The organism is Actinomyces sp. ICM58 (genome assembly GCF_000283035.1).
In the GTDB taxonomy this organism is placed as follows: Bacteria; Actinomycetota; Actinomycetes; order Actinomycetales; family Actinomycetaceae; genus Pauljensenia.
Genome location: NZ_ALIY01000171.1, coordinates 25,288 through 34,441 on the forward strand (window position 1 = coordinate 25,288; position 9,154 = coordinate 34,441).

Below are 9,154 nucleotides of genomic sequence, written 5' to 3' on the forward strand. Positions count from 1 at the left end.
CAACGAGTACTTCCTCGCTACATGGTTACCCAGACAGGGCTAACGTTAAGCACCGGGACCACGAAAGTCAAAACACCAGGTGGCGGAGCGGGAATCGCCGCTGATCCACCCCACGACCGCGCGAACAGGCCGCGAATGACACCTCGCTGCCCGCCGGACCTCGTGAACACGGGTCGAGCGGGCAGCGAGGGATACGAGCGCTACAGGAGCCCGGCCGCCAAGTCGAGCGGCGTGCCGAAACGGTGATTCGTCAACGATACCGCCTGCTCGCGCAGGAAGGGAAGCAGCTCGGCGTGCGGGCACGTCGTCACGGCACAGGTGTACAGAGCAATGTCGGGGCTACCAGCGCTCACGCGGCACGCATGCACCCACCGATCCTGCGCGGATTCCTCGCGCGGACCAAGGACACGCACGCGCAGCCCCAACCCGCCGGAGGCGGCCAGGGCGGCGAGTCGAGCATCCCACGTCTGTTTGTCGTCGACGCTCACCTCGATGCCCGCGGCCTCGATAGCGACCATCATCGAGTAGGGCAGCTGATCGGCAACCGACAGGGTGACGGGGCCTCCTGCGAGGATACCCGCCGCCATCACGCGCGCGATATCCGCCAAGGCGCTGCCTCGCTCTGCTCGGACGAGGACCGTGGCCGGGCGGTAGCGCAGGATGTTACGCTCGCACGCCAGGCCCGTGACGTCACGGTTGACCCCGTAGTCGCTTGCCCAGGCGGCGGCATCGGCGACGACGGCGCGATGCAGCTGCGCCAGCTCCGCCTGCCCAACGTGCTCGCCCGCCGCGTCGTACAGGGCGAGTACTCGGGCCGACAGACCCGTGCTCTCCCGCGCATCGGGTTGTCCCGCGAGCTGATCGTGGGCAGGTTCGATATCGCCCAGGCCCAGCAGGTAGGAGGGACCGCCCGCCTTCGTCGTCGAACCGATGGCGGAACGTTTCCACCCGCCGAAGGGCTGGCGGCGCACGATGGCCCCCGTAATGCCACGGTTGACATAGAGATTGCCCGCCTGGATACCATCCAGCCATTGAGCTAGCTCGTCGGTATCCAGGGTGTGGAGCCCGGAGGTGAGGCCGTAGTCGACGGAGTTCACCGCCTCGATGGCGTCCTCAAGCGTGTCGACGCGCATGACGCCGAGGACGGGCGCGAAGTACTCGGTGAGATGGAACTCGCTGCCGGGAACGACTCCCGCGCGGATGCCCGGCGTCCACAGGCCGCCTCCCAGGCAGCGGGGCTTGAGCACCCAGTGTTCGCCGGGTCCTAGCGTGGTGAGTCCGCGCAGGGCCTTCTCGTCGTCGGGCACGACCACGGGTCCCACCTGGGAGTCCAGGGCGGAGGGCGCACCGACCCGCAGCGATGCTGCGGCGTCCACGAGCTGGCGCGCGATGCGCGCGGAGTGTCCGGCCGACCCAACGAGGATCAGCAGGGAGGACGCCGAGCACTTCTGGCCGGCGTGGGCGAACGCCGAGGAGACGATGTCGCGCACGGCCAGGTCGGGGTCGGCCGACGGGGTGACGATAATGGCGTTCTTGCCGCTGGTCTCGCCCAGCAGATGCATGTCGGGTTTCCATGACTTGAAGAGGCGCGCCGTCTCGTAGGAGCCGGTCAGCACGACACGGTCAACCCGCTCGTGGGTCACCAGGTGGCGTGACACGTCCCCGTCCTCGAGGGGGGCGAGCGCCACCAGGTCCTTGGGGACTCCGGCCTCGTGGAAGGCCGCGACGAGCTCCGCGGCACAGCGCTTGGCGGGAGGCGCCGGCTTGAGGATGACGGCGCTGCCCGCGGCCAGTGCAGCCGCGACGCCACCGGTGGGGATGGCCACCGGGAAGTTCCAGGGTGAGGCGACGACGGTGACGTCCACGGGGACGAAGCGTGCCCCCGCCATGTGTGCCTCGTCGGTAAGCTGCAGCGAGGCACCCGCGTAGTGGTGGCAGAAGTCGATGGCTTCGCTCACCTCGGGGTCGGCCTGGTCGATCGTCTTGCCAGCCTCGGAGCCGGCGACTTCGATGAGCTCGCCTCGGCGCGCGGCGAGGACGTCGCCGACGCGGTGCAGCGCGGCGGCTCGCTCCTCGGGGGCCAGGGCTTGCCAGGCGTGGGCGGCCTTGGCGCTCGCATCGATCAGCGCGTCGATTGCCTCGCGCGTGGCCAGGGCCTGGGCGCCCTGACGCACGGTCTCCTCTCCTCTCGTCGAGGCCGGGATGGCCTCGGCGATGTCGCGCGCCCACTGGCGGTTGGCGGCCAGGGCGGGGTCGGAGTCAGCCTCCGAGGAGAAAGGCCGACGGGCGCGCTCATCGAGGCTCCCCTGTTCGACCGGGACGCCGCCGTCGCGCTCCGCGAGCCGGTTCTGGGAGCGGTTGGGAACGGGGATGGGCGCGTGCGGATCCACGTCGGACAGGGCGGCGAGGAATCGGTCGCGCTCTCGAGCGAACACGTCCTCGTTGGTGGCGATGTCGAAGACGCCGGACATGAAGTTCTCGGGGGCCGCGTTTTCCTCCAGGCGACGCACGAGGTAGGAGATGGCGACGTCAAACTCGCGGGGGTTGACGACGGGCACGTACAGGAGGAGGGAGCCGACGTCGCGGCGCACGACCTCCTGAATGCCGGTCGCCATGCCGGAAAGCATCTCGAACTCGACACTGTCCTCGACGCCGCGCGCCGCGCGCAGCTCGTAGGCGAAGGCGATGTCGAAGATGTTTTGTCCGGCCACGCCCAGGCGGATCGCGCGGGTGCGCTCGGGGGTCATCGCCCAGTTGAGCATGCGCTTGTAGTTGGTGTCGGTGGCCTGTTTGGAGGGCCAGGTGGTGAGCTCCCATCCGTGGATCTCGGCATCCACCCTCTCCATGGACAGGTTCGCGCCCTTGACGATGCGGACCTTGATGCGCGAGCCGCCGGCATCGACGCGCGCGGACGCCCACTCCTGGAGACGCTGAAGGGCACCGAGGGAGTCGGGCAGGTAGGCCTGGAGGACGATGCCGGCCTCGTAGCCGTGCATGTCCGGCTGGTCGAGGATGGCGGTGAACACGGCGATCGTGAGATCCAGGTCCTTGTAATCCTCCATGTCGAGGTTCAGGAAGGTCCCGTTGTCGCGTGCGAGTCGGTAGAGGGGCGCCAGGGCGCGCACGCCATGGGCGACGACCTCGTCGAAGCCCCAGGGGTTGTGCGGGCCGGTGACCGCGGAGACCTTGATGGAGACGTAGTCGACGTCCTCGCGCGTGACGAGGCGGGAGACCTCGGCGAGGCGGTGGGCGGCTTCCTTCTCTCCGAGGACGGCCTCGCCCAGGAGGTTGACGTTGAGGCGGTGTCCGCCTGCGCGCAGGCGGACGAGCGCCGGGCCGAGGCCCTTGTCCGTCGCGTCGACGACGAGGTCACCGACGATCTCACGGAAGACTCGGCGCGCGATGGCCGTCACGCTGCGCGGCGCCAGGCGCGACGCGCTCGATCCGAGGCCCATGGCGGCGGCGAGCGCCGGGGGCAGGAAGTCCTTGCGCCCCCGTGCCAGTTTCTGGAGGGCTGCGCTGGCCACGTCGAGGTCCGCGGGACGCACGACGTCGTCGACGAAACGGGTGGTGAACGTCAGGCCGTCCGGGTCGGCGAGGATCCGGGAGAGCAGCTTCGCGGATTGAGGTGTGGGTTCGTGGGCCGACTCGTCTGCCCAGCGGCGCGCTCGGGTGACGGCCCTCTCCCCCAGTTTCCACAGGTCATCGGGGCACTGGCGTCCCTTGGCGCCGTGCGTGCTGGGTCGGGGTGGGGTGGGAACGGCGGCGTTCGTCATGCGTGGCCCTCCAGGCTCGGGTAAGTGTCGGATACTCCGCATCACGTGCGCCCCGATCATTGACCGCGCGTCCTCGCTCTGCGGCGTGCCAGGCTTCCGACGGTGTAAAGCATGCTGGTTTGTCTATCCTAACGCGCCTGAGGGTTCTCTGTGGCGCCGTGGGCGCGTTCGTCGCACCATGGAAGCACGGGACCTAAGCCCCGCGCCCAACACAAGCCATTGTGATATTGGACATAGACAAGTGTGATTGCCGTTCTCATGCCTCCTTCGAGCGTGAGGAGGCAACGCTGCGATCAAGAACGAATAAGCCACCGATCCTTGATATCCGAGACGACGCCCGCTGTCACCGCATGCATGTCGACATCGCGCCCACCATCGGCACGCGAACACAGCCACTGGACCTGCAAGCCATCGGACAGCGCGACGAGTTTGCGGGCAATCTGTTCGCTCGGCGCGTCGGGATGAACCTCGCCGGTGGCCTTTCCGCGCTCGAGGGTGTCCACCAGGTATTCGATCGTGGCCATCAAATGCTGACGGAACCAGGGGTAGGCCTGATGACTCGCATCGATGACCGCCGCGGACATCGCGGTGTACAGGGCGACGCCATCGGGATGACGTTGATTATGCGCCACCATCTCCACCCACGCGTCGAGCGCCGCCTCTGTCCCCTTGTCCCCGTCGGGCAGGCGGCTCATCGTGCGGCGATCACGCTCGTCCAGGACAGCGGCCAACAGCTGGTCCTTCGACGAATAATGATGGAGCAACCCCGCCTTGGAAATATCCGACGCCCGCGCAATATCCGCCAGGGAGGTCGCCACGTAGCCGCGGGTCGAGAAGAGAGTCAGTGCCTCGGCGAGGATGCGCGCCTTCTTGTCCTCAGAACCGGCCTTGGGGCGTCCGGGCCGGCGCGTCGTCGTTACCTGTGCGTCGTTGCTCATGCAGGCTGCTCCACTCTCGCTGTGACAGAGTTACCAACAACCCATCATAGCGTCCCACGCGCCGTGTGGCACCCAATTGGCGAACAACCCTCAACACAAGAAGCGGCGCGGAGCCCTCGCCCCGCACCGCCCCTTGTCAGAACCCGAATTTCACGTCGAAGACCGGCTTGCCCGCCGAGTCGAGCTGGATCTTCCCGTCGGAGTCCAGCTTGACGGTGACCCTCACCGTCGCATCCTCGTCGTGAGGAGACTTGTCGAAACCAGAGTCGCTCTGAATGCTGAAGACTGCCTCACCAATGTAGGTATCGCTCCCAGGGCCATCCTGCTTCACAGAGGTCGGTGCCGACTTCAGCTCCAGCACCGACAGGTGCTTGGATTGAACGGCGTAGGGACAAGCCTTGTTGATATTGCCGGGGATCGTCACGCAGGAGTTCGTCAGATCAACGGCGGCGTTGAGAGCCTCCTGGGCGAGCTTGTCGTTATACCGTCCAGTCAACTCCACGGTAGCGCTCGAGGAATTCGTCAGGAAGTCGCTCGCCCCCGCCTTGACGGGCTGTTTGACTGGATCAGCGCTGACGTACTCACCCGTATCGACCGGGGTGAAGGTGTAGACCCCCGGGTAGAACACGAAGGAGGTGCCCGAGGAGTACTTGCTGCCATCGAGAGAAGACGTGACGTCGCCGACGGAGAAACGGTTGACCTTCTCGCCGGTGACGAGCACGCGCGTCACGAGCGCGTCCTCGATCTTCCAGTTCTTCAGGAAGCCCATCGTGGGCTTGGCTGAGGACACACGGAAGGAGTGGGTAAAGCGGTCGCCATCGAGCTGCATCGTGGCGGTGACGATGCGAACGTTCCCGCTGGTCGAGTCGGCAACCACGTCCTCGACCACCAGGCGCGCGCTCGCCGAGGCCATGACGTCGTCGGAGAGGAAGCCACGCTGGTCATTGGGCAGGCCGGGGTCGACCATCGCTGTCGCCGCGCTGGCCTTGCCGTCGGCCAGGAGGTCCAGGTACTGGCGCACCTGGGCCTCGGGTGTACGCGTCCAGTTGGCGAACATGAGGCTCACGGCACCCACGAGTCCAAGGACCACGATCGCAACCAGGACGATGGCGGTTCGCTTGACGCGGCGCTTGCTCGTAGTCGACATGGGGGTAAAGGAGAGGGAGCCCTGCACCTGCGGCGTGGGAACGCCAGCAAACTGATCTGTGGGAGCAACCTGCGCGGGCATCTGCTGCGGCGCGGGAGGCGTGGGAACGCCAGCAAACTGATCTGCGGGGGCAACCTGCGCGGGCGCCTGCTGCGCCGCAGGTGGCGCAGGGACGGCGTGGGCTTCGGACACAGCCGGAGCTCCTGCATCCTCAGGAGCGGGAGGAGGCGTCAGACCGTGGCTATTATCCTCGCTGCTCTGTTTCATCGTTGTTCCTCTCTGCCCCGCGTCCGTCATGCGCCCGGAAGCGGACGTCATGGAGTGCCTGGTGGATACAAAAACCGAGCAATTTTCTCACACGCCATAACCTGATTCAACACGCATGCGATACCGGACCGCGCGGCGTGGTTTTCTTCAAGGGGGACACGCATCGCACGCAGCTCAGAGGCGTCCTTCCGGATCAGAGAAGTAGCGGCGCGAGGCATGAGCCCCGCGCCGCTTGTCGCTATCACAGTGACCGCGAGGGTCTCCTCCGCTACGCGCGTGACAGACGTCCGTGTCGAAGGTGGCGCCAGCCTTAGCGGGATGTGCCCACCCAGAAGTCCGGTGTGCCCTCCGGTGTGAGCTTGAGAGTCCCATCGTTGGCGAATTGGACGTTGACGACCACCGCAGCGTCAACGTCGCGCGTGCCCGGCATGTAGGACTTGTCGGAGTACGTCACCGCGAAAGTGACCTGACCTTGGAAGACCCCCGGGTCCACATCCATCGGTTCCAGCGTTGTGGGCATCGTCTTGACGGAGATCGCGCTCACCGCATCACTGCTGAGGGCGGAGGGACAGTCAGAATTCTGGTTGCCTGGGATGGATGCGCAGGAGTTGAGGAATTCCTTCGCGGACTCGAGCGCCGCTTCCTTCAGTTTGTCGCTGTAGGTTGCTTCCAGGGACACGTCGGCGGCGTCAGCATAGTAGGCGGTTCCACCGTGGACGCCGTCAAGGACGGCAACGGTCTTGGTGTTGACATCCACGTATTCGCTCGGGGCGACGGGCGTGAACGTGTAGACACCGGGGTAGAAAAAGTACGTGGCCGGCTTACCGGAGACAAGCTTGCGCGGAGCGTCGGCACTCACCCCTCCGACGGTGAACTGGGTGTATCCCTGCGCGTCGACGCTGACCTGCGCAGCCAGGGAGTTCTTCACCGTCCAGTTATTGAGAACGCCCATCGTCGGCTTGTCCTTGGTGACGGTGAAGGCGTGGGTGAAGCTCTCCCCGTTCACCTGCACGGTGGCCGAAACCTGACGGGTCTGGGAGTCCTCGTTCCCGTCGGCGACCACTTCTTCGACGACCAGCAGCGAGGTCGACGAGGCCATGGCCTCGTCGGTCAGGAAGCGACGCTGGTCGTTCGGCACGCCAGGATCAACCATGGCGGTCGCCGCACTGGCCTGACCAGAGGCCAGCAGATCCAGGTACTTGCGCACCTCAGCCTCGGGTGTGCGCGAACTGTTGGCAACCTTGATCGCGACCACGCCGGCAATCACCAGCACCGCGAGGACGCCAACGAGGATTCCGATCAGGATCGCCCGCTTCTTGCCCCGGCCGGAAGGAGGCGTCGACGCCACGCCTCCCCCGGCGGACGTCGACGGAGCCGGAATCGCGGGGGTTGCGGGGGGTTCCGGTATCGGTGTCGTGTTCGCTTGATTCTTCTCAGTGCCCATCGTGTGCTCCTCACAACGTTGACAATCCTCAGCCGGGCGCGTGGCACGTTGTGCGCGTCCCGTCACCCGGCTACTCAGGCGTGCTCAGTATCATGCTGCGCACGCGGTCAGTCAAAGAAGGATCACGGAGCGGATGCAGGTTGCCCGTCCGCAGGCGCGGACGGGCAACACGTGTATAGGGCGCAGGCAGTGGACGTTAGAAGGCGAAGGACACCCTAAAGTCCGGCTTACCATCGGCGGTCATCATCATCATTCCGTCGTCATCGAAACGCGCGTCGACCTTCACCGTCAGGCCGACGTCCCTCGTTCCGGCGAACAGCGTTCCCTCTGTCGTGACCGTGTAGGTCACGCTCCCAGAAAATGACGTTGGATCGAAGCTGTAGGAATCGAGAGATGTCGGCTTTTCCTTGATGGAAATAGCGGTGACGCTGTCTCCCTGAATCAGGGACGAGCAGTCGTCGCCCTGGTTGCCCGGGTATGTCCCACACGATTCAACGAGCGCCTGAGCTGCTTCGAGCGCGGCGGCTTCGAGCTTGTCGTTGTAGGTCGCTTTAAAGGTGACGTCACTCGCGCCATCGCCACCCGCGGTGCGCGCGTCATCGAGCACGGAGACCGGCACGGGAGTCGAGTCCACGTACTCGTTGGGCACGACGGGCGTGAAATTGTATGCGCCCGGATAGAAGAGGAAGGAACGCCCTTCCATGAAGAAGCTTGCTTTGTCGATAGAGGCCTTGGTACCACCGACAGAGAACTGACCGATCCCGTCACCGTCCACGGTCACGGGCACCGCCAGCGAGTCCTTGATCTTCCAGTTATCGAGCACCCCCATCGTCGCTTTATCTGCTGTGACGACGAACGAGTGGGTGAAGCGTTCCCCGTTGACCTGCATGGTGGCGGTCACCATGCGCGTATCAGAACTGTCATTCTTATCGGCGACCACGTCCTCGACGACCAGCAGAGACGTCGCCGAGGCCATCACGTCGTCGGTCAGGAAGCTACGCTGATCGTTACTCACGCCAGGATCAACCATCGCCGTCGCCGCACTGGCCTGACCGGAAGCCAACAGATCCAGATACTTGCGCACCTCGGCCTCGGGCGTGCGCGAACTATTGACAACCTTGAGCGCCACCACGCCGGCGATCACCAGCACCACGAGAACACCAACCAGCGCTCCGATCACCTTCACGCGCTTACGCGCGCCAGGCGAGACCGGCGTGAAGGACACCCCCGAGGCGGGAACCCCACCAGGCCCCGGAACAGGCCCGGCACCGGGCCCCGGAACAGGCGCGACACCGGACCCCGGAACATGCGCGACACCGGGCCCGGGAATGGGGGCGGCGCCAGAAGTTGGATCGACCCCAGCCGGGGACGGTGCAGGTATCTCGCTGCCGGTAGTTTCGTTATTGTCAGTACTCACGACTCGCTCCTCACGATGCGCTGATGGTCCGGGGCCAGCATCGGGCGACAAACACACCAATACCAACCACCGGTCAAAAAGACGTGCCCATGATCACACGCCACCAGCCGAGAGTCAAAGCCGTGTCACACTACGGATACGACGCGCTCCCCGACCGCCAAGCGA

The 9,154-nt window shown here is 65.6% G+C and carries 5 protein-coding genes; all 5 read right to left on the reverse strand.

Going from position 1 to position 9,154, the window contains the following annotated elements; translation table 11 throughout:
- Positions 1 to 200: 200 nt before the first annotated feature.
- Positions 201 to 3,776 carry a bifunctional proline dehydrogenase/L-glutamate gamma-semialdehyde dehydrogenase gene (locus HMPREF1138_RS07750; protein WP_009058388.1) on the reverse strand — a complete coding sequence of 1,192 codons (3,576 nt, stop codon included), beginning with the start codon at positions 3,774 to 3,776 and terminating at the stop codon, positions 201 to 203.
- 293 nt (positions 3,777 to 4,069) lie between these two features.
- A complete protein-coding gene (locus HMPREF1138_RS07755) occupies positions 4,070 to 4,714 on the reverse strand; it encodes a TetR/AcrR family transcriptional regulator (protein ID WP_009058425.1) in 645 nt (214 codons plus the stop codon).
- 136 nt (positions 4,715 to 4,850) lie between these two features.
- Complete coding sequence (locus tag HMPREF1138_RS07760; protein WP_238318626.1) at positions 4,851 to 6,053, reverse strand: hypothetical protein; 1,203 nt, start codon at positions 6,051 to 6,053, stop codon at positions 4,851 to 4,853.
- Between the two features lie 385 nt (positions 6,054 to 6,438).
- The gene (locus HMPREF1138_RS07765; RefSeq protein WP_009058410.1) at positions 6,439 to 7,572 is read right to left on the reverse strand and encodes a hypothetical protein; all 1,134 of its coding nucleotides are present in this window, start codon (positions 7,570 to 7,572) and stop codon (positions 6,439 to 6,441) included.
- Between the two features lie 196 nt (positions 7,573 to 7,768).
- Complete coding sequence (locus HMPREF1138_RS07770) at positions 7,769 to 8,797, reverse strand: hypothetical protein (RefSeq protein ID WP_009058412.1); 1,029 nt, start codon at positions 8,795 to 8,797, stop codon at positions 7,769 to 7,771.
- Between the last annotated feature and the right edge of the window lie 357 nt (positions 8,798 to 9,154).

Bases quoted from the DNA above. Each gene is read 5' to 3' on its own strand.
- HMPREF1138_RS07750 (WP_009058388.1), bottom strand. From the start codon at position 3,776: ATGACGAACGCCGCCGTTCCCACCCCACCCCGACCCAGCACGCACGGC.
- HMPREF1138_RS07755 (WP_009058425.1), bottom strand. From the start codon at position 4,714: ATGAGCAACGACGCACAGGTAACGACGACGCGCCGGCCCGGACGCCCC.
- HMPREF1138_RS07765 (WP_009058410.1), bottom strand. From the start codon at position 7,572: ATGGGCACTGAGAAGAATCAAGCGAACACGACACCGATACCGGAACCC.